Here is an 18,565-nt window from a genome sequence, read left to right as displayed (position 1 = left end):
GAGCGTCCAGGCCTCCGTGGGAGTCCTTCCGCCGAGTCAGGACGCGGCGAGGGAGTCGAGCAGGTCGCACCTCGTGCGCAGGTGATGCTGCCCGGCCTCCTTGTAGTCGAGGACGCCGAACCCCTCGGCGGACTCCCAGAGGCGGTATCGGACGACTCCGGCTTCCTTCGCGACGACCTCGCCATCGGCGGACCGGACGACGGAGGTGGTGGGGATCACGAAGGTCGCCTCCCAGTAGTACGGGTCCGACTGCAGCTCGGGGTGCACCAGAACGACGGCCTCGCGGCTGGTCGCGGTGGCGATGAGAGCGCCGGTGTCGTCGGTGTACGTCTCGGTCGTCCTGATCGTCAGGTGCGCACGGCCCGGGTAGGTCAGCAGCTCGACGAGACGGTAGTCCGTCCTGGACTCGCCCTGGTAGGTGCCGCCCGGGCAGTCGTACACCTCGGTGACGGAGTAGGAGTAGTCGATGATGGACGGCGGAGCAGCCTGAGCGGGAGCGGCGACCGTGACCGCCGCTGCGGCCCCGGCGAGGACGGCAGCTCCGATGGTGGCGGCTCGCATGGCGCACTCCGCTGGAGGTGAGAGGACAGGGACGCTCCAATCGTCCGCTGTGCAGGGCACCTGGTCAGAGGCTTAGGACCCTGGCGCCCGCGGTGACGGGCCGGTGCCAGCACGCGCGGCGCGCGCCTCCCGGGGGAGACCCGCGCCCGCGCCGCTAGCCCAGCCCGGTCGCGTGGTCGCTGCTGCGCTCGCCGCTGACCGGCTTCCGCGAGAGCGTGACCGCGCCCGCCGTGGGGGCGGTGGAGGTGGCGGCGGCGACCGCGTCGCGGTCGTCTGCCTTGGTGTAGGCGTGCCGCAGGTGGACCGGCTCGATCTCCTTGCCCGTCCGGCGCGCCTGCCGGCGACGGTAGATCAGGTTGAGCGTCTCGACGGCCACGGCGAACGCCATCGGACCGTAGATGAGCGCCTTGTCGACGTGCACCTCGAACCCGTCCGCGATGAGGAACGCGCCGATCAGCACAAGGAACGCCAGCGCCAGCATCTTCACCGTGGGATGGCGGTTGACGAACGCGAAGATGTACTTCGACGAGAAGAGCATGATGCCGAACGACAGCACGACGGCGACGATGATGACGAGCAGGTTGTCCACCATGCCGACGGCGGTGATGACCGAGTCGAACGAGAACACGATGTCGAGCAGCAGGATCTGCACGAGCACCGCGCCGAACGTCGCCGTCGCCACGTGGCCGGAGCCGTGGGACTCGGCACCCTCGAGCTTCTCGTGGATCTCGGTGACGGCCTTGTAGACCAGGAACAGGCCGCCCAGGATCAGGATCAGGTCGCGCCCGGAGAAGCCCATCCCGAACAGCTCGAACAGGTCGGTGGTCAGCGTGATGATCCACGCGGCCGCGAACAGCAGTCCGATCCGGATGATCATCGCCAGCGACAGGCCGAGGTTGCGCGCCTTCGCCTGCTGCTCCACCGGCAGCTTGCTGGCCAGGATCGAGATGAAGACCACGTTGTCGACGCCGAGGACGATCTCCAGGATGAAGAGCGTGAGGAAGGCGACGATGAGGTCCGGGGTGAATTCCAGCGACAGATCCATCGAGGCAAGAGCCTAGGGGAGGGCGCACGTCAATCCGGGCCGGAACACCCGCTCGTGGCGAGCAGCAGAAGCAGAAAGCCCGGTCGCGCCCCGAATCTGAGCGGTTCCTGCGCATGCTGATCCCGGTGGAAACCCTCCGCTCGGTGGCGCCGAAGACGTGGTGAGCAGCAGCACCAGAGCACCGACAGCATCGAGGCACCGATGAACGACCTGAAGCAGATGACCACCCCGGTCCTGCAGGACTGGTGGGAGCGCTACACCTGCCCCGCCTGCATGTCGAAGAGCAGGGAGATCGCCGGGTTCTGCGGGAACCCCTGGCACACGATCCCGGCGGTGACGTACGAGTGCGAGGGATCCTCCTTCTCGCCCCTCAGCATCCCGGTGGCCGAGCTGCAGCAGGCGGGCCTGCTGGGAAGGTGCGCGGTCCCGAAGTACGGGCTTGTCTGGACCAAGTCCACCGGCCCGGCCCGCAGCCGCAGGGTGCTCGGGTTCGTCTGACTCCGCGCCGGTGCCGCCACTGCTACCGTTCGACTGGATCACGCGTACGCGTCGGTGTCGAAGGAGTACCGCATGGCGAGATGGAGGGGCGCCGCCGTGCGTCGTCCGCCGAGGGAGCAGTGGAGCGGCCAGGTCGGGTTCATCCTGTCGGCCATCGGGTCGGCCGTCGGGCTCGGCAACATCTGGCGCTTCCCCGGCGTCGCCTACGAGAACGGCGGCGGGGCGTTCCTCATCCCGTACATCGTCGCCCTCCTCACCGCCGGGATCCCGATCCTGTTCCTCGACTACGCGATCGGGCACCGCTTCCGCGGCTCCGCGCCGCTCAGCCTGCGCCGTCTCGGCGGCAAGCCGCTCGAGGCGCTCGGCTGGTTCCAGGTCGCGATCGCGTTCGTGATCTCGCTCTACTACACCGCCGTCGTCGCCTGGGCGCTCAGCTACTTCTTGTTCTCGTTCGACCTGCGCTGGGGCGACGACCCGGCCGGCTTCCTGCAGGGGGACTACCTGCAGGTGAGCGACCCGGGCATCAGCATGCAGTTCGTCCCCGGGGTGCTGATCCCGCTCGTGCTCGTGTGGATCCTGACCCTCGCCGTCCTGAGCGCCGGGGTGGCGAAGGGACTCGAGCGCGCCAACGTGGTCTTCCTGCCGCTCCTCGTGGTCGCCTTCCTGGTGCTCGTGGTGCGCGCCCTCTTCCTCGAGGGCGCGGGGGTCGGCCTCAACGCGCTGTTCACCCCGGACTTCGCCGCGCTCGCGGACCCGAACGTCTGGCTGGCCGCCTACAGCCAGATCTTCTTCTCGCTGTCCATCGCCTTCGGCATCATGATCACGTACGCCTCCTACCGACAGCGGCGCGCCAACCTGACCGGCCCCGGTCTCGTCGTCGCCTTCGCGAACTCGTCCTTCGAGATCCTCGCCGGCATCGGCGTGTTCGCGACCCTCGGCTTCTTCGCCGTTCAGCAGGGCGTGGCCGTGGGCGAGCTGGAAGGTCTCACCGGAGTGGGCCTGTCCTTCGTCACCTTCCCCGCGATCGTGTCGCAGATGCCCGGCGGGCCGCTGTTCGGCGCCCTCTTCTTCGGCTCGCTCACGCTCGCCGGCTTCACCTCCCTGATCTCGGTGCTCCAGGTGGTCTCCGCCGGAGTGCAGGAGAAGTTCGGGCTCAGCCGCGTGAAGGCGACGCTCGGCATCGGCGGCATCGCGGCCGTCCTCTCGGTGCTCCTGTTCTCGACCACGACCGGGCTCCTCGCCCTGGACGTCGTGGACAACTGGGCGAACAACATCGGGATCGTCGCCTCAGCGGTGCTGACGACCGTCCTGGTGATCTGGGTCCTCCGGAAGGGACCGGAGCTCCAGTACCACCTCAACGCCGTCTCGACATTTCGGGTCGGCCGCGCCTGGGTCCTCCTCGTGGGCGTCCTGGTGCCCGTGCTGCTCGGCTACATGGTGCTGTCCCGCGTCGTCACGCTCCTCGTCGAGGGGTACGCCGGCTATCCCGCCGGGTACCTGGGCGTGTTCGGGTGGGGCACGATCGGGCTCATCCTGGCCGCGGCGGTCGTCCTCACGGTGCTGCCCTGGCGCTCCCATACGGAGCCCTTCACCGCCTGGCCGCCCTACGTGCGCGACTCCCGCTCCCCGGCGAGATCGCCCGAGCCTGAAGGAGGCCGGCGATGAGCCCGGTCGCGATCGTCTTCCTCGTCCTCGCCATCCTCGTCGTGTGGGGCGGCTTCGCCGCGAGCACCGTGTTCCTCGCGCGCCGTCCCGAGCGCACGGACTACCCTCCGGGCGCTGTCGACGACCACCGCGAGGACGACGCCCCGGCCATCCGGGACACCTGAACATGCCCTCAGCCCCGGACGCGGACGGGAAGCCCGCGGCGAGCGCATGGTGCGGCGCGACGCTGCGCCGCTGATCGGGACGCTCGGGACTCCGGACCGTTCCGCTCGCGCGGTGACGGTCGTACCCTCTGACCTTGGAGGTGGGTGCAATGGCGAGCCCGGGCGACCGCATCATCATCCGCGGCAGGACCGTGGAGTCTCCGGATCGGCACGGAGAGATCACCGAGGTGCGAGGAGCGGACGGAGGACCGCCGTACTTCGTGCGCTTCGACGACGGCCACACGACTCTCGTCTACCCCGGGACCGACTTCGTCATCGAGCGGGCGGGGGAGTCCGCACGCTGACCGGCGGCGGGCACCGGGCGCGGTGACCGCCGCGAGCGGGCCCTCCTAGCGGACCTCGACGACCTCGTCGAAGCCCTCCTCGAGGAGCAGCTCCCGGCTCAGCAGGCTCCGCCGGTGCTCGTGGCGCTCGAGGATCTCGTCGGGGACGCGGTGAAGCTCCGGGCGCGCTCCGTTGCGCTCGCGGAGCACGTCGATGCCGACGGCGGGCAGAAGCACCGCGATCGCCGGCAGTCCCGCCTCGTGGGCGGCGCGGACGTGCGGGATGCGCTCCCGGCGCCGCAGATGCGTCGCGTCGGCGAGGTAGCCGCGTCGCTGGGAGAGGAGCTTCTGGGCGGCCGCCTCGCAGCGGAGCACGGCCGGTCGTGAGTAGTCCTGCAGGGGGCGGGGCTCCCGTCCCGTGTCCGAGTCCCGCTCGCGCAGCGCCAGCCGCTCGTCGTCGAGGCTCAGCACCGCGCGCGGCGCGGCGTCCGCGGCGAGAAGGGCACGGCGGAACGTCGTCTTGCCGGATGCCGCCGCTCCGACGAGCACCACCACGGCATCCGCCGGCAGGGACGGGATCGGCGCCGCGGAGCCCTCGAGGGCGGTGGCGGTCACGCCGTGCGGCGCAGCGTCACGACCTCGGAGACGCCCGGCTCCTGCTGCGCGGGGTGCTCGACCAGCGCGATCACTCGGTTCGCCATGAACCGGGCGGTGCGGACGGGGGTGCCGCCCCGCGTCACCTCGGTCACCTCGACGAGGCCCCGGCCGCTGGTGATGTCCACCCGCCGGCCCGCGCGCGTCGCCTCGATCTCGTACGTGCTGGTCGCGCCGCCGGTGTCGACGACGACCTCAACCCGGTCACCCTTCACAATTCCTCCTCGTGCTGTCCTCGATACAACACGGGAAGGGCGCCTCCTGTTCCCTCTTTCCCTGATCGGCGGGCCAATTCCCACACGCGGCAGCCGCGGTGCGCCCGGGTCGCGGGTCGATCGGGCACACTGGACGCGTGAGCGACGGCCGCCTGATGCTGCTGGACACGGCGGCCCTCTACTTCCGCGCCTTCTACGGCCTCCCGGACTCCCTGAGGGCGCCCGACGGCACCCCGGTCAACGCCGTGCGCGGCCTGCTCGACATGATCGCCCGCCTCGTCACCGACTTCCGGCCCACCGAGCTCATCGCGTGCTGGGACGACGACTGGCGCCCGCAGTGGCGGGTCGACCTCATCCCGAGCTACAAGACGCATCGCGTCGCCGAGGTCGTCGACGCCGGACCGGACGTCGAGGTCGTGCCGGACCCGCTCAGCGTGCAGGTGCCGATCATCGTCGACACGCTGACGGCGCTCGGGATCCCGATCGTCGGCAAGCCCGGCTACGAGGCGGACGACATCATCGGCACGCTCGCCGCCACCGCGACGACCCCGGTCGACGTGGTGACGGGGGACCGCGACCTGTTCCAGGTGGTCGACGACGCCCGCGACGTGCGGGTGATCTACACCGCCCGGGGCATGAGCAAGCTCGAGATCGTGACGGATGCGGTGGTGCAGGCCAAGTACGGGGTGCGCGCCGCGCAGTACGCCGACTTCGCCGCGATGCGCGGGGACGCGTCCGACGGGCTGCCGGGCGTTCCGGGCGTGGGGGAGAAGACCGCGGCGCTGCTGCTCGCCGAGTTCGGCGACCTCGACGGCATCGTGGCCGCCGCGAACGACCTCCGGGTCCGGCTGTCCGCGTCGGTGCGGCTGAAGCTCAGGACGGCAGCGGACTACCTCACGAGGGCGCCCGCGGTGGTCGCGGTCGCCCGTGACCTCGAGCTCCCGGCCGTCGACGCCCGGATCGGGATCCCGGACGGCGGGCACGAGGAGATCGCGCGCCTCGGCTCCGTCTGGGGCCTCGGCGAGTCCGTGTCCCGCGTCGTGACCGCGCTCGACCGAGCGGCCGCGGAGGCGTCGCGCCAGACCGAGTAGGCGTCCCTACCGCCGTCGTCCTCGGCCGCCGCCCTTCCTCCCTCGGCCGCTCGGCGTCGCCCTGCGCCGGGCGGGAGTGGAAGCGGGCCCCGGAGGGGACGCGGCCGGCGGCGAAGCCGGCGGTGCGGCGGCTCCGCGCGAGCTGTTGGCCGTCCTCCCGCGGACGATCCCGATGAACTCGTCGACCAGCTCGCCGCCCGCTCGCCACACCAGGGCGACCCGGGTCGGCTCCGCGTCGCTCACCTCGCGCGCGACGAGATCGCGCCGCCCGGTCGCCCGGAAGACCGACTGCGGCATGCGGGCGATGCCGTGGCCGGCCGCGACGATGTCCAGGGTGGCGTCGTCGGAGCCGGGGTAGAGCTCCTCGTCCGCGAGGTCCGCCAGTGTCACCGAGTCGAAGACCTTGATCGGATGGTCCTTCGCGGCGACGACCATGGGCGTCTCGGTCCACAGCGGGATGACGTGGAGGTCGGGGTCGGCGATCGGAAGCCGGGCGAACACCATGTCGGCCTCGCCCTCGAGCGCGGCGGCGGCGTCCTCCTCGGCCACCGGGACGACGTCGAGCGGCACGTGCCGCATCCGCTCGCGCCACACGCGCACCCACTTGTCCGCGCTCACCCCGGGGACGACGCCGATCCGAAGTGCCTCCGCCACGGGCCCAAGGGTAGCCTTGGCCCGTGCCGCAGGATCAGACCATGAAGCCGGAGACGGCGGCGAAGAAGCTCGGCGTGCTGCTCGCGGCGACCCCCGAGGAGTTCCGCGCCGGGCCGGTGAGCCGGTCCCAGCTGATCGCGCTGCAGGAGGACCCGCCGGAGTGGCTGGTCGAGCTGCGGCGCAACGGGCCCCACCCCCGGCAGGTGGTCGCCGCGAAGCTCGGGGTGTCCGCTTCGGGGCTCGCGCGCGCGGGCGTGACGGAGCCGCTCACGACCGACCAGATCCAGGACTTGCTGCGGGAGATGCCCGAGTGGCTGGTGCGCGAGCGAGCCGTCCAGGCGGACGTGCGCGCCGAGAAGGCTCGGGTCAAGAAGGCCCGCGCCGAGGGCGCGCGATAGCGACTCGTCTCCAGGCAGCGCGCCCCTAGGCAGCGCGCCCCGCTGCGGAGCGCCTCGCTGCAGTGCGCCTCGGGCCAGCGGGCCTCAGTGCAGCGACGAGGCGTTCTGGCACTGCGGACACACCCAGCCCGCGGTCGTCTTCGTCAGGGTCTCCCAGTGCGTCGCGCACATCGGCACGGTCGCGGGTGACGCTTTCCGGGATTGCACTCTCTGCGATGGCATCGTCGCCTCCTTTCGCATCGTGTGCGGGATAGTACGCTCGGCGAAAGACCGGCGGAATCGGCTGAGGTCCCGGCCAGATAACGGTTCGGATAACGCGATTGGAATGACGCGGGAACGCGGACCCCGGGGGAATCCGGCGCACGGGCGATCGAGCCCCTTCCTGGAGCGGGATCCGGCCGCCCCCGAACTGGGTAGGGGACAGAGCTTGTCCTCCACTATGCGGACACGGCATGCTGTAACACGTACAGAGCGAGGATCCACTGGTTCCCCCCCATCCCCAGTGGAAGCGGCCACCCGAGGTCTCCCCCTAAGACCGGCACGCCCTCGCCTGAACGACAAGCCCCCTCGCGCCCACCCCAGCGTAGAGGGGGCTCCGTCGTTCCCGGTTGTTCCTCGGCACGACGGGATGCTCTGGAACGGCGCGGCTCCGTCAGACGGGGTCGAAGTGGACCGCCTGCTGGCAGTCGAGGCACCACCAGGATGCGATCACCATGTCCATGGGCTGGCGACAGGACGGGCAGGGCGGCGCATTCGCATCGATGAGCTCGCTCGCGTCGACCACCCCGTCGTCCATGCGGGAAAGCTTGTCGCCTCGGCCGATGGACACGCTATGCATTGACAGGCAATCCGCCCGAAACATGAGGCATCGGGATGAGGAGGAATCCGCGTGCGAGGCGGTGCGGCGGGACCGTACTCCTGAGCACGTTGCCACATGTACCCCCTCTTGGAGGGGACATCGCTCGACTACCGTGCGGAAAGGTGGCACGAGGGAGCTCCGGTTGTGTTGATCGGGTGTCCCGGAGCATCTGTCTCTCTGCCCGGAGTTCCAGGTCTCACACCTTCCAGGCCTGGAACTCCCTGCCCGGAAACGGGCGCCGGATCGCCGGGGGGAACATCGCACCATGAGACCGTCCGCGATCGGCGGCGCCCTGCTGGCCGTGTTCTTCCGCCTGCTCCAGCTGTTCCGCTCCCCGCGTCCGGTGCATCCCACGGGCGCCCTGTTCACCGCGACCGTGCGCTGGACCGGGCGATCACGGTCGGGCATCGGCTGGATCGACGACCCGCCACCGGGCGGCGTCCAGTCCGGGATCGCGCGCGTGTCCCGCTCGGTCGGGTTCCCGGCCGCCCTGCCCGACATCCTCGGCCTGGCCCTCCGATTCGACAGCGCGCAGGGGCGGTCCGACCTGGAGCTCGCGAGCACGGGGATCGGGGTGCCCGGCCGCTTCCTCCTCCGCCCGCACCGCCGTCCGGAGCGAGCCTGGCTCGGGACGCTCCTGCCGTATCGGGGCGCCCGGGGCCCAGTGCTGATCGGCGCCCGAACGCGAACGCCGGCCGATCTCCCCACCCACTTCGAGGACTTCGCCCGGGATCGCCGGCCCTGGATCCTCGACCTCTACTGGGCGACGGCGCGGAGCAGGTGGCGGCGGTTCGCCGTCCTCGAGCTCGTCGCGCTGCCCGGCGCGCCGGACTCGCCGCGCCTCCGCTTCGACGCGGGCCGGAACCTCCTTCCCGGGGCCGCGATGCCCGGCTGGGTCGTCCGCCTGCGCGAGCCGGGCTACGTGGCGACGCAGGGCGACGCCCCGCTAGCGGCGCCGGCGCCGGGTCCCGAAGATGCCGGTGACGACCCCCGTCAGGATCGTCTTGGTGACGGGGGAGCGGAGGATCTCCTCGAGCGGTGAGCGCTCCGCCTGCGGTCGAGGCGTGCGGCGGCGTGAGGTCCGGCTGCGCGGCGCCGGCCGCTCGTAGTCCGCGCGCTCCCTCCGCTCCTGGCGCTCCCGCTGCTCCTCCATGGCCTCCTGCTGCCGGCGCAGCTCCTCCTCGGCGTCCGCCCTCGCCGCAGCCGCCTCCGCCTCGCGCCGGGCGCTCTCGAGCTTCTCGGTGAGGAGCTCGCGCGCCGAGTCGCGGTCGAGGGCGGTCCCGTAGCGGGCGAGCAGCGGCGACGATGCCACGGCGGCGTCCACCGCCTCGTCCGGAGTCGGCGACATGGACCCCTGCGGCGCGCGCAGCCGGGTCCAGGCGACCGGGCTCGGCGCGCCCCGCTCGTTCATCACCGTCACGATGGCCTCTCCCGTGCCGAGGATCGTCAGCACCTCCTCGAGGTCGTAGCCGGAGAGGGGGTAGGTGGAGACGCTCGCACGCAGCGCCTTCGCGTCCTCGGGCGTGAACGCGCGCAGCTGGTGCTGGATCCGGGATCCCAGCTGCGCCAGGACGTCGCTCGGGAGATCCTTCGGGGTCTGGGTCACGAAGAAGACGCCCACGCCCTTCGACCGGATGAGGCGCACGGTCTGCACGATCGAGGCGAGGAACTCCTTGGACGCGTCCGCGAAGAGGAGGTGCGCCTCGTCGAAGAAGAAGACGAGCTTCGGCTTGTCGAGGTCCCCGACCTCCGGAAGGTCGTTGTAGAGGTCCGCCAGCAGCCACATGAGGAACGTCGAGTAGAGCCGGGGCTGGTCCTGGACGCCGGGGAGCTCGAGGAGGCTGATCACGCCTCGCCCGTCCGCGGTGGTGCGCAGGAGGTCGGCGGTGTCGAGCTCCGGCTCCCCGAAGAAGGCGTCGGCGCCCTGGTCCGCGAACGCGAGGAGCTTCCGGAGGATCACGCCGGCCGTCGCCTTCGACAGGCCGCCGAGCCCCTCGAGCTCCTCCTTGCCCTCGTCGCTCGTCAGGTAGGCGAGCACCGCCCGCAGGTCCTGGAGGTCGAGCAGCGGGAGCCCCTCGAGCTCCGCCCAGTGGAACACGAGGCCGAGGCTCGACTCCTGGGTGTCGTTGAGGCCGAGCACCTTCGCGAGCAGCAACGGACCGAACCCGGCGACCGTCGCGCGGATGGGGACGCCGCGGCCGTGGCCGCCGAGCGAGAAGAACTCGGTGGGGAACGCCGCCGCCTCCCATCGCTGGCCGATGCCCGCCGTCCGCTCCGCGAGGCGGTCGCTCGAGGTCCCGGGCGTCGCGACGCCCGAGAGGTCGCCTTTCACGTCGGGGGCGAACACCGGGACGCCGTGGGCCGACAGCTGCTCGGCGAGCAGCTGCAGCGTGCGGGTCTTGCCGGTGCCGGTCGCCCCGGCCACGAGGCCGTGGCGGTTCGTCATGCCGAGCGGGATGCGGACGGGGACGTCGGGCAGGGCGTCGCCGTTGACGAGGGCCCCGAGCTCGAGCGCCGGACCGTCGAAGGTGTAGCCCGAGCGGATTGCTTCGATGCGCTCGGCATCGAGGGGGCCGGTCAGGTCCTCCGTCCTCGTCGCCGGCTCTCGCGCGGCGGATCGTGCCGTGTCCCGCGCGCTCGCCCGGGCGGCCTCCTCGGCCAGCCGGACGGCGGCCTCCGCCTCCTCCTGCGCCTGGCGCAGTGCCGCGAGGGCGGCGTCGGCCCTGGCACGGGCTTCGGCAACGGGATCCGAGGGGGCGTCCGGCGTCATGGCGGAAGCCTAGAGCGGCGCCGGGGCGCGGTGCCGCGCGGGAGGACTTTCCGGGGCGGACATGCGAGCGGCGCGGGCCCCGGACGGAACCCGCGCCGCTCGGCTGGATCGCGTCAGACGCCTCGGCGTCCGCCGACCATGCGCACGATGAACAGGACCACCGCGACGATCAGCAGGATCAGCCCCACCCAGAGCAGGAACTGGAGGGCCTGGTTGAAGCCTCCGACCAGCAGCAGGATGAGCGCGATGACGCCGATGACGATGAGCAGCGTGTTGTTCACTGAAGTACCACCTTCTCTCTTCTTCGAAAACGAATCCGGCAATACCCAGGAAGCCGCCGCCACCCGGCGTGCACTGCTGGGTTGCGCACATCGTATGCCCAGGAAACGGGGGCGCGGTAGCCCTCGCGGAGCCATTCCGGGGGCGCGCCGCGGGGCCCGCGGGACCCTCTCGGCGGGAGAGCCTCCGGGCATCGGCGGGGAGGGCGCTCTCACCGCGAGGGCCTGTTCGAGACCCCTCCCGGGGAGCGTGCTGTGGGGAGTGCTGCGCCCCGGGAACGGCTAGCGCCGCTCGACGGTGATGCCGCCGTTCGTCGTCCTCGCGGTGATCGTCCTCTCGGCGGTGCGATCGCTCGGGACGCCGGCGTCGTCGACCGATCCGTTCGTCGTGCGGGCGTCGACGAAGTAGTCCTCGCCGTCGTCCGGCACGCGAACGGTGATCCCGCCGTTCGTGGTCTCCGCCTCGACGACGCCGGGCGCCTCCATGAAGTCGAGCTCGACGCCCCCGTTCGTCGTGCGGGCCGTCACGCGCTCCGATGCTCCGTCGGTCAGCCGGATCGCGCCGTTCGTCGTCGTCAGGGTCAGCGGCCCCGACGCGTCGTCGACGTCGAGCCGCCCGTTCCTCGTCTCCACGTCGACGGCGCCGCTCAGGCCCGTGACGGTCACCTGTCCGTTCGTGCCCCGCACGATGAGCTCGCTCGACTCCGGGACCGACACCTGCAGCTGCAGCGCGCAGCGCGAGAAGGGGGCGGGCGGGCAGCCGCCCTCGACGCGCGTCTCGTCGCCGACCGTCTCGACCTCGAGATCGGGCTCCGGCCCCGAGTAGGTCCCCGTCACCTCGACGGCGACCTCGTCGGCGGATCCCGCCTCCACGTCGATGCGGGCGTCCGGCACCTCGACCCGGACCACCGCCCCCGCCTCGGCGCGCAGGTCGAGGGACACGGGGGCGGCGACGAGCAGCGGCACGGCGGAGGCCACCGCGGCGACGAGGGCGACCACGATCACGAGCGGGAGCAGCACGAACAGCACGAGCTTCGCCGCGACCGGGAGCCGCCGATGCTCGGGTGGAGCGGTTCGGACCACGAGAACCTCCGCAGCCGCACCGCGCGGCTGTCGGCGCCACCCTGGTCGCGGGGGTCTCCGCCGATCAGGGCCGAAGGTCCCTCCACGGCCGCTAGCGTGGTCCCTGTCCGCGGCGTCGTCGCCCGGGCCTCCCCATCACCTCTCCGTCAGGAGCGCACATGCGCGTGTTCGCGTGCCCGAACTGCGGGTCCTGGGTCGAGTTCGAGGACCGCATCTGCCTCGCCTGCGACACCCACCTCTCGTACGCGCCCGACCGGGACCTCATCGTCCGCTCGGTGCCCGGCCTGAAGTGCCGCTACCGCCCGCTCCTCTCCTGCAACTGGGTCGCCGACCCGGACCCCGAGGCGGACGGCAGCTGCGCGGCATGCCGGCTGACCGTCGAGCGGCCGGACCTCGAGGACGAGGTCGCCGTGACGCAGCTCTCCATCGCGGAGCAGGGGAAGCGCCGCCTGCTGCGCCAGCTGCTTCACCTCGGGCTGCCGGTGGAGCCGCGGCGGGACGATCGGGGCCTGGGGTTCGCGCTCAAGAGCCCGGCCGCGGGCGAGCAGGTGCTGACGGGCCACGCCGACGGGCTGATCACGATCAACCTGACCGAGGCCGACGACGCCCACCGGGAGGCGCTGCGCATCAGCCTGGGCGAGCCCTACCGGACGATGCTCGGCCACATGCGTCACGAGATCGGCCACTACTACTGGCAGGTGCTCGTGGACGGGGCGCCGTCGCAGGCGATCTTCCGGTCCCTCTTCGGCGACGAGCGCCAGGACTACTCCGCATCGCTCGACTCGCACTACGGCGACGAGGACGGCGACGGCCAGGAGTCCGGCGAGCACATCACCGACTACGCGACCATGCACCCGTGGGAGGACTTCGCGGAGACGTTCGCGCACTACCTCCACATCGCCGACGGGCTCGAGACGACCGCGGCCGTGGGGATCACCGTCGACGGCCCCACGGGCGTCTCCGCGCCGCTCGCGGGCACCCTCCGATCGGTCGGCGTGCTCCGGCTCGAGGACCTCACGATGGCCGAGATCCTGGGGCACTGGCACGGGTTCGCGATCGCCGCCAACGCGCTGAGCCGGTCGATGGGGGAGCCCGACCTCTACCCGTTCGTCATCACGCCGTCGGTGGCCGAGAAGCTCGCGTACGTGCATGAGCTCGTCCGGGCCGCCTGACCCGGCGAGCCGCTACCGGACCCGGAGCCGATCGATGTCGCGCCGGTCGCGCTTCGTCGGCCGTCCGGCTCCGCGCTCGCGGAGGATGGGGATCGGCGCCTCGGTCCGGGGCGGCGGCGGGGGAGTGCGGTCGTCGACCGCCTCGCGGGCGACCGGCGCCCCGACGCGCTTGACCAGCAGCGCGCGGACGCCCAGGATGTGGTCCCGGTCGGTGCGCGCGACGACCTCGTCGCCGACCCGGACGGGCTGCGCAGGCTTCGCCCGCTCGCCGTTCACCCGCACGTGGCCGGCCCGGCACGCCGCCGTGGCGAGCGAGCGCGTCTTGTACATCCGCACCGCCCAGAGCCACACGTCCACCCGTACCGACTCCGCCACGCTCCGACCCTACCTCCGGCGTGTCGGCGCTTATACCGCACGTCCCGCCGCGAGACGAGTGCACGGGGGCGCGGTTCGAGCCGACACTCCGGCGCGCGACAATGGAGGTGCGCGCCCCCGCGCGCGGGCAAGTGGATAAGGGTGCAGGGAGCCTTCGTTGGACGGAAACGCAACGTGGAGGCATCGGAACGTGTCTCTGCTGTCGGTGGCGAGCACGGTCGCTCCACACGTCACCACCTCCGAGCAGATCGACGACCGCCTCCGTCCGGCCCTCAAGCGCCTGCGCCTGCCGGAGGGGCTCCTGCAGCGCGTCGCCGGCATCCACGAGCGCCGCAACTGGGGCGGCGCGGCCACGTTCGACCAGGCGGCCATCGAGGCCGGGACGCGCGCGCTCGCCGAGGCCGGCGTGCGGCCGGACGAGGTCGGGCTGCTCATCAACACCTCGGTCACGCGGCCGCACCTCGAGCCGTCGGTGGCGGTCCGGCTCCACCACGGGCTCGGCCTGCCCTCCTCGGCCATCAACTTCGACATCGCGAACGCGTGCCTCGGCTTCGTCAACGGGATGAGCCTCGCGGCGCAGATGATCGACTCGGGCCAGATCCGCTACGCCGTCATCATCGACGGCGAGGACGCCGACGAGATTCAGGTCAACACGATCGAGCGCCTCACCCGACCGGGCATCAAACGGGCCGACTTCATGAGCGAGTTCGCGAGCCTCACGCTCGGCTCCGGAGCGGCGGCAGCGGTGATCGGTCCCGCCGACGCCCACCCGAGCGGACACCGGATGCTCGGCGGCATCACGCGCGCCGCGACCCAGTTCCACAACGTCTGCGTCGGCAGCGTCGACGGGATGTTCACCGACGCGAAGGCCCTGCTCAAGGGCGGGATGGACCTCGTCGTGTCCGCATGGCGGGAGGCCACCCGGGAGTGGAGCTGGCAGGGGATGGACCGGTACATCCTGCACCAGGTGTCGAACGTGCACACGAACGCGTTCATCAAGGCGGTCGGCCTCGACCGTGCCCGAGTGCCGCTCACCTATCCGAAGTACGGCAACGTCGGGCCCGCGTCGATCCCGATGACCCTCGTCGACGAGGCGCCGAACCTGCAGCGCGGCAACCGAGTCCTCCTGATGGGAGTCGGCTCGGGCCTCAACACCTCGATGCTGGAACTCGCCTGGTGAGCGGGCGGGCGCCCGCCGTCCTGCCACCTGCGGGACTGGCCGGGCTGGACCCCGCGCTCTCCCGCCTCGTCACCGTCCCCGGCGACGGGACCTGGCACGTGCTCGACAACGGGCCGCGCCTCGCCGAGCTGGGGGTGCCCGTCCGCGGCACCCTCCTCTGCGTGCACGGCAATCCGACGTGGTCGTATCTCTGGCGGCACCTGGTGCGGGAGGCGACCGCGGCGGCGGAGGCCGGAGGGCCCGCGTGGCGGGTGGTCGCGCCGGACCAGCTCGAGATGGGGTTCTCCGAGCGGACCGGCGAGACCCGGCGGCTCGCGCGGCGGGTGGAGGACCTCGGCCGGCTGACGGACGCCCTCGGCCTCGACGGCCCGGTGGTCGCGGTCGGCCACGACTGGGGCGGCGCGGTCGTCCTCGGCTGGGCCGTCGATCACCGCGACCGGCTCGCCGGCATCGTCGCGCTCAACACCGCCGTGCACCAGCCGGAGGGGGCCGAGGTCCCGGCGCCGCTCCGGCTCGCCCTCCACCCCGCGCTCCTCACCCCCGCGACCGCGGGGACCCCCGCCTTCCTCGCGACCACCCTCGCCCTCGCCTCGCCGCCGCTCGCGCCCGAGGTCGCGGCCGCCTTCCGCGCCCCGTACCGCACTCCGCAGCGACGCCTCGGCATCCGGGACTTCGTCGCCGACATCCCCGCCACGCCGGCGCATCCCAGCCGGCCCGAGCTCGACCGCATCGCGGACGGCGTGCGGGTCCTCGACGTCCCGTCCCTGATCCTCTGGGGCGCGCGCGACCCGGTGTTCCGGGACCGCTACCTGGACGACCTCGCCGGGCGGCTGCGCTCGCCGCGGATCCACCGGTTCCCGCGCGCCGGGCACCTCGTGTCGGAGGACGTCGACCTCGCGGGTCCGATCCTCACCTGGCTCGACGAGGCTCTCGGCGCCGCACCGGCCGAGCAGGCCCCGCCCGACGGCGAGGCCAGAGAGCCCCTCTGGTCCGTGCTCGACCGGATGCGGGACAGCGGCGAGCCGGCGCTGGTGGAGCTCGCGCCGCCGGGCGGAAAGGGACCGCGCACGATCAGCTGGCGTCTGCTCGCCCGTCGCGTCGAGGAGCTGGCGGCGGGCCTGTCCCGCTCGGGAGTGTCGGCCGGCGATCGCGTCTCGCTGCTCGTGCAGCCGGGAGCGGACCTCACCGCGGCCCTCTACGCGTGCCTGCGGATCGGCGCCGTCGTCGTCGTCGCCGACGCCGGGCTCGGCCTGCGGGGCCTCAGCAGGGCGGTGACCAGCGCGCGACCCGAGTGGGTGATCGGCGCCCTCCCCGGCCTCGCGGCGTCCCGGCTGCTCGGCTGGCCCGGGCGGCGGATCGCCGTCCGCCGGCTCCCGGCGAGCCTCTCCCGCGCGCTCCGGGTCGAGACGTCGTTCCCCGACCTCGCAGAGCTCGGCCGGGATCGCCGACTGCCGCCGGAGCCAGAGCCCTCGGCGACCGCCGCGGTCCTGTTCACCTCCGGGTCCACGGGACCCGCCAAGGGCGTCGTGTACACGCACGCCCAGCTGCAGGCGCTTCGCGACGCCCTGGCGCGGCACTACGGCATCGGGGTGGGCACGGGCCTCGTCGCGGGCTTCGCGCCGTTCGCGCTGCTCGGCCCCGCCCTCGGCGCCCGCTCGGCGAGCCCCGACATGGACGTGACCTCGCCCGCCACGCTGACGGCCGCCGCGGTGGCGGATGCGGTCGCCGCGGTGCAGGGCACGGCGGTCTTCCTCTCACCCGCGGCGGTGCGCAACGTGGTCGCCACCGCGGATGCGCTCACGCCCGAGCAGCGGACGGCCCTCACCGGAGTGCGGACCGTCCTGTCGGCCGGGGCGCCCGTCGCCCGGGAGCTGCTCGAGGGCATCGCGGCCCTACTGCCGAACGCCACGCCGTCCACCCCCTACGGAGCGACCGAGGGCCTGCTCCTGACCGCCGCGGACCTCGACCTGCTCCGCGCCGCCGACGCCGGCGCGGAAGGGGTGTGCGTCGGCGTCCCGGTCGAGGGCGTGCGCGTGCGGATCGCGGCCCTCGACGAGACCGGCGCCGCGACCGGGACACCGGGCGATGCGGCGGGCATCACGGGCGAGATCGTGGTGTCCGCGCCGCACGTCCGCGACGGCTACGACCGGCTGTGGCTCACGCAGCGCGAGGCCGACTGGCGCGACCCGGACGGGTCGCGCTGGCACCGGATGGGGGACGTCGGGCACCTCGACGAGCAGGGGCGCCTCTGGGTCGAGGGGCGGCTCGTGCACGTTCTCGTCACCGCGGACGGCGTCGTGACCCCCGTGGGGCGCGAGCAGCGCATCGGCGCACTCGCTGGGATCGCCCGAGCGGGACTCGCCGGCGTCGGCCCGCGGGGCACCCAGCAGCCCGTCGCCGTCGTGGAGACTGATCCGCCCGCCCGGCGCCCTCGGCTCGCCGATGCGGCCCTCGCGGCCCGGGTGCGCGCGGCCGCCGGGATCCCGCTCGCCGCGGTCCTCGTCGTCCCCCGTCTGCCCACCGACATCCGCCACAACTCGAAGGTGGACCGAACGCGGCTGTCGCACTGGGCCGAGGAGGTCCTCGCCGGAGGCCGGATGGGGACGCCGTGAGGGTCCTCGTGACCGGCGCGAGCGGCCTCCTCGGCCGCGCCACCGTCGGCGCCCTCCGGAGGGACGGGCACCAGGTGCGCACGTTCCAGCGGGGGCCGTCGGGCATCGACGGCGTGGACGAGGTGCGGGGAGCCCTTCCGGACCGGGCGCCCATCGCCCGGGCGGTGGACGGGATGGACGCCGTCGTCCATCTCGCGGCGAAGGTGTCCCTCGCCGGCGATCCGCGGGACTTCATGGCCGTCAACGTCGCCGGAACCCGCAACCTCCTGGAGGCCGCACGCGAGGCGGGCGTGCACCGCTTCGTCCAGGTCTCCTCCCCGTCGGTGGCGCACACCGGAGCGTCGATCGTCGGCAGGGACGCGGAGCGGGCGGACCCCGCCCACGCGCGGGGCGAGTACGCCCGCACCAAGGCGCTGGGGGAGGAGCTGGCCCTCGCCGCCGACTCGCGCGACCTCCGGGTGGTCGCCGTGCGGCCGCACCTCGTGTGGGGTCCCGGGGACACCCAGCTCGTCGCCCGCATCGTGGCGAGGGCGCGGGCCGGGCGGCTGCCGCTCCTCGGCTCAGGCGCCGCGCTCATCGACAGCACCTACATCGACAACGCCGCATCGGCCCTCGCCGCGGCGCTCGCCCGCGCGGACGACGTCCACGGGCGCGCCTACGTCGTCACGAACGGCGAGCCGCGACCGGTGGCGGAGCTCCTCGGCGGGATCTGCGCCGCGGCCGGCGCGCCCGTCCCGTCCTGGCGTGTTCCCGCGGCCCTCGCCCGGACCGCGGGCACGGTCGTGGAGGCCGTGTGGCGGGCCCGGCCGGGCGCCGACGAGCCGCCGATGACGAGGTTCCTCGCGGAGCAGCTGTCGACGGCGCACTGGTTCGACCAGCGCCGCACGCGCACGGAGCTCCGCTGGACCCCGGAGGTCCCGCTCGACGAGGGGCTCCGCCGGCTCGCCGCGTCCTTCGGGCGCTGACCC

Annotated in this window: 21 protein-coding genes; 11 read left to right on the top strand and 10 right to left on the bottom strand. The window is 72.8% G+C overall.

From position 1 onward, the window contains the following. Positions 1–36 precede the first annotated feature (36 nt). The gene (locus tag J3P30_RS14680) at positions 37–561 is read right to left on the bottom strand and encodes a hypothetical protein (RefSeq protein WP_210481735.1); all 525 of its coding nucleotides are present in this window, start codon (positions 559–561) and stop codon (positions 37–39) included. A 154-nt stretch (positions 562–715) separates the two neighbouring features. Further along, entirely contained in the window at positions 716–1,606 is an 891-nt protein-coding gene (locus J3P30_RS14675) for a TerC family protein (protein ID WP_210481734.1), read from the bottom strand. Between the two features lie 201 nt (positions 1,607–1,807). Between J3P30_RS14675 and J3P30_RS14670 the strand changes: the two genes are divergently transcribed. The 4 genes from J3P30_RS14670 to J3P30_RS14655 all read left to right on the top strand — a co-directional run bounded on the left by J3P30_RS14670 (position 1,808) and on the right by J3P30_RS14655 (position 4,277). Further along, positions 1,808–2,104 (top strand): hypothetical protein, encoded by a 297-nt coding sequence (locus J3P30_RS14670; RefSeq protein ID WP_210481733.1) that lies wholly within the window; start codon positions 1,808–1,810, stop codon positions 2,102–2,104. A 72-nt stretch (positions 2,105–2,176) separates the two neighbouring features. Beyond that, positions 2,177–3,769 (top strand): sodium-dependent transporter, encoded by a 1,593-nt coding sequence (locus tag J3P30_RS14665; RefSeq protein WP_210481732.1) that lies wholly within the window; start codon positions 2,177–2,179, stop codon positions 3,767–3,769. After that, entirely contained in the window at positions 3,766–3,933 is a 168-nt protein-coding gene (locus J3P30_RS14660; protein WP_210481731.1) for a methionine/alanine import family NSS transporter small subunit, read from the top strand. Before J3P30_RS14665 ends, J3P30_RS14660 begins: the two co-directional genes overlap by 4 nt. Positions 3,934–4,082: 149 nt before the next feature. Then, complete coding sequence (locus tag J3P30_RS14655) at positions 4,083–4,277, top strand: DUF1918 domain-containing protein (protein ID WP_210481730.1); 195 nt, start codon at positions 4,083–4,085, stop codon at positions 4,275–4,277. Between the two features lie 45 nt (positions 4,278–4,322). On the opposite strand, the gene J3P30_RS14650 is transcribed toward J3P30_RS14655, so the two are convergent. Together J3P30_RS14650 and J3P30_RS14645 are read right to left on the bottom strand one after the other, a co-directional pair. After that, complete coding sequence (locus J3P30_RS14650; protein WP_210481729.1) at positions 4,323–4,871, bottom strand: AAA family ATPase; 549 nt, start codon at positions 4,869–4,871, stop codon at positions 4,323–4,325. Continuing rightward, positions 4,868–5,125 carry a hypothetical protein gene (locus J3P30_RS14645; protein ID WP_210481728.1) on the bottom strand — a complete coding sequence of 86 codons (258 nt, stop codon included), beginning with the start codon at positions 5,123–5,125 and terminating at the stop codon, positions 4,868–4,870. The genes J3P30_RS14650 and J3P30_RS14645 overlap by 4 nt, the downstream gene beginning before the upstream one ends. Positions 5,126–5,280: 155 nt before the next feature. Here J3P30_RS14645 and J3P30_RS14640 point away from each other — a divergent pair, with 155 nt between their 5' ends. Beyond that, positions 5,281–6,216 carry a 5'-3' exonuclease gene (locus tag J3P30_RS14640; protein ID WP_210482034.1) on the top strand — a complete coding sequence of 312 codons (936 nt, stop codon included), beginning with the start codon at positions 5,281–5,283 and terminating at the stop codon, positions 6,214–6,216. A gap of 6 nt (positions 6,217–6,222) precedes the next feature. On the opposite strand, the gene J3P30_RS14635 is transcribed toward J3P30_RS14640, so the two are convergent. Further along, positions 6,223–6,870, bottom strand: a complete 648-nt coding sequence (locus J3P30_RS14635) for a LysR family transcriptional regulator substrate-binding protein (RefSeq protein WP_210481727.1) — start codon at positions 6,868–6,870, stop codon at positions 6,223–6,225. Between the two features lie 41 nt (positions 6,871–6,911). Here J3P30_RS14635 and J3P30_RS14630 point away from each other — a divergent pair, with 41 nt between their 5' ends. Beyond that, positions 6,912–7,268 carry a DUF5997 family protein gene (locus tag J3P30_RS14630; protein ID WP_210482033.1) on the top strand — a complete coding sequence of 119 codons (357 nt, stop codon included), beginning with the start codon at positions 6,912–6,914 and terminating at the stop codon, positions 7,266–7,268. Between the two features lie 652 nt (positions 7,269–7,920). Here J3P30_RS14630 and J3P30_RS14625 read toward each other — a convergent pair. Then, entirely contained in the window at positions 7,921–8,064 is a 144-nt protein-coding gene (locus tag J3P30_RS14625; protein ID WP_210481726.1) for a hypothetical protein, read from the bottom strand. A gap of 328 nt (positions 8,065–8,392) precedes the next feature. On the opposite strand from J3P30_RS14625, the gene J3P30_RS14620 reads away from it, so the two are divergent. After that, on the top strand, positions 8,393–9,169 hold the full coding sequence (locus tag J3P30_RS14620; RefSeq protein WP_210481725.1) for a hypothetical protein: 777 nt from the start codon (positions 8,393–8,395) through the stop codon (positions 9,167–9,169). Here J3P30_RS14620 and J3P30_RS14615 read toward each other — a convergent pair. From J3P30_RS14615 to J3P30_RS15305, 3 genes are all read right to left on the bottom strand, one after another. Then, on the bottom strand, positions 9,074–10,897 hold the full coding sequence (locus J3P30_RS14615; RefSeq protein WP_210481724.1) for a helicase HerA-like domain-containing protein: 1,824 nt from the start codon (positions 10,895–10,897) through the stop codon (positions 9,074–9,076). The genes J3P30_RS14620 and J3P30_RS14615 overlap by 96 nt on opposite strands. A 113-nt stretch (positions 10,898–11,010) precedes the next feature. Further along, entirely contained in the window at positions 11,011–11,178 is a 168-nt protein-coding gene (locus tag J3P30_RS14610) for a hypothetical protein (protein WP_210481723.1), read from the bottom strand. A gap of 279 nt (positions 11,179–11,457) precedes the next feature. Continuing rightward, entirely contained in the window at positions 11,458–12,258 is an 801-nt protein-coding gene (locus J3P30_RS15305; protein ID WP_210481722.1) for a DUF4097 family beta strand repeat-containing protein, read from the bottom strand. Positions 12,259–12,416: 158 nt separating this feature from the next. On the opposite strand from J3P30_RS15305, the gene J3P30_RS14600 reads away from it, so the two are divergent. Further along, the gene (locus J3P30_RS14600; protein ID WP_210481721.1) at positions 12,417–13,430 is read left to right on the top strand and encodes a putative zinc-binding metallopeptidase; all 1,014 of its coding nucleotides are present in this window, start codon (positions 12,417–12,419) and stop codon (positions 13,428–13,430) included. A 12-nt stretch (positions 13,431–13,442) separates the two neighbouring features. Here J3P30_RS14600 and J3P30_RS14595 read toward each other — a convergent pair whose 3' ends face one another. Next, positions 13,443–13,805, bottom strand: a complete 363-nt coding sequence (locus J3P30_RS14595; RefSeq protein ID WP_210481720.1) for an RNA-binding S4 domain-containing protein — start codon at positions 13,803–13,805, stop codon at positions 13,443–13,445. A 157-nt stretch (positions 13,806–13,962) separates the two neighbouring features. Between J3P30_RS14595 and J3P30_RS14590 the strand changes: the two genes are divergently transcribed. From J3P30_RS14590 to J3P30_RS14580, 3 genes are read left to right on the top strand one after another with little or no spacing between them, the layout of a single operon-like run. Continuing rightward, positions 13,963–14,985 (top strand): 3-oxoacyl-ACP synthase III, encoded by a 1,023-nt coding sequence (locus J3P30_RS14590; protein ID WP_210481719.1) that lies wholly within the window; start codon positions 13,963–13,965, stop codon positions 14,983–14,985. After that, the gene (locus tag J3P30_RS14585; protein WP_307807525.1) at positions 14,982–17,597 is read left to right on the top strand and encodes an alpha/beta fold hydrolase; all 2,616 of its coding nucleotides are present in this window, start codon (positions 14,982–14,984) and stop codon (positions 17,595–17,597) included. The genes J3P30_RS14590 and J3P30_RS14585 overlap by 4 nt, the downstream gene beginning before the upstream one ends. Continuing rightward, a complete protein-coding gene (locus tag J3P30_RS14580) occupies positions 17,594–18,562 on the top strand; it encodes an NAD-dependent epimerase/dehydratase family protein (RefSeq protein WP_210481718.1) in 969 nt (322 codons plus the stop codon). Before J3P30_RS14585 ends, J3P30_RS14580 begins: the two co-directional genes overlap by 4 nt. The last annotated feature ends 3 nt before the right edge of the window (positions 18,563–18,565 follow it).

The organism is Naasia sp. SYSU D00948 (assembly GCF_017916515.1).
GTDB lineage: Bacteria > Actinomycetota > Actinomycetes > Actinomycetales > Microbacteriaceae > Naasia.
This window is presented reverse-complemented; position numbering and strand designations above follow the sequence as displayed.

Bases quoted from the DNA above. Each gene is read 5' to 3' on its own strand.
- J3P30_RS14680 (WP_210481735.1), bottom strand. From the start codon at position 561: ATGCGAGCCGCCACCATCGGAGCTGCCGTCCTCGCCGGGGCCGCAGCG.
- J3P30_RS14675 (WP_210481734.1), bottom strand. From the start codon at position 1,606: ATGGATCTGTCGCTGGAATTCACCCCGGACCTCATCGTCGCCTTCCTC.
- J3P30_RS14670 (WP_210481733.1), top strand. From the start codon at position 1,808: ATGAACGACCTGAAGCAGATGACCACCCCGGTCCTGCAGGACTGGTGG.
- J3P30_RS14665 (WP_210481732.1), top strand. From the start codon at position 2,177: ATGGCGAGATGGAGGGGCGCCGCCGTGCGTCGTCCGCCGAGGGAGCAG.
- J3P30_RS14660 (WP_210481731.1), top strand. From the start codon at position 3,766: ATGAGCCCGGTCGCGATCGTCTTCCTCGTCCTCGCCATCCTCGTCGTG.
- J3P30_RS14655 (WP_210481730.1), top strand. From the start codon at position 4,083: ATGGCGAGCCCGGGCGACCGCATCATCATCCGCGGCAGGACCGTGGAG.
- J3P30_RS14640 (WP_210482034.1), top strand. From the start codon at position 5,281: ATGCTGCTGGACACGGCGGCCCTCTACTTCCGCGCCTTCTACGGCCTC.
- J3P30_RS14630 (WP_210482033.1), top strand. From the start codon at position 6,912: ATGAAGCCGGAGACGGCGGCGAAGAAGCTCGGCGTGCTGCTCGCGGCG.
- J3P30_RS14625 (WP_210481726.1), bottom strand. From the start codon at position 8,064: ATGGACGACGGGGTGGTCGACGCGAGCGAGCTCATCGATGCGAATGCG.
- J3P30_RS14620 (WP_210481725.1), top strand. From the start codon at position 8,393: ATGAGACCGTCCGCGATCGGCGGCGCCCTGCTGGCCGTGTTCTTCCGC.
- J3P30_RS14615 (WP_210481724.1), bottom strand. From the start codon at position 10,897: ATGACGCCGGACGCCCCCTCGGATCCCGTTGCCGAAGCCCGTGCCAGG.
- J3P30_RS14600 (WP_210481721.1), top strand. From the start codon at position 12,417: ATGCGCGTGTTCGCGTGCCCGAACTGCGGGTCCTGGGTCGAGTTCGAG.